We start from the raw sequence: 410 nt of genomic DNA on the forward strand, positions 1-410 counted from the left end.
CTGCTATTTTCGTTTACGGTAAAGCTATACTCCGCTTGGGTAGAAACCACCGCTTGAGTAGCCGTGTTTACCCAATGTTTGAATTTGTGTGGTGCTACGGGCGTAGCTGTTACTTTTGCCGTTTGACCTGCATTAAGGGTTTGATTTTCAGGAGATACGCTACCCCAAGCCGTATTGTTGCTCTTAGCTGTTACCTTGTAAGTAGAAACACCCTCCTCAAAAACAGCGGTAAGACTGCTATTTTCGTTTACGGTAAAGCTATACTCCGCTTGGGTAGAAACCACTGCTTGAGTAGCCGTGTTTATCCAATGTTTGAATTTGTGCGGTGCTACGGGCGTGGCTGTTACTTTTGCCGTTTGACCTGCATTAAGGGTTTGATTTTCAGGAGATACGCTACCCCAAGCCGTGTT

At 45.9% G+C, this 410-nt stretch carries 1 protein-coding gene; it reads right to left on the reverse strand.

Annotation, left to right across the window (positions count from 1 at the left end):
- A partial coding sequence (locus tag CCAND38_RS11935; protein ID WP_042343913.1) for an InlB B-repeat-containing protein occupies positions 1-410 on the reverse strand: 410 nt, incomplete at both ends.

Source organism: Capnocytophaga canis, assembly GCF_000827555.1.
GTDB lineage: Bacteria > Bacteroidota > Bacteroidia > Flavobacteriales > Flavobacteriaceae > Capnocytophaga > Capnocytophaga canis.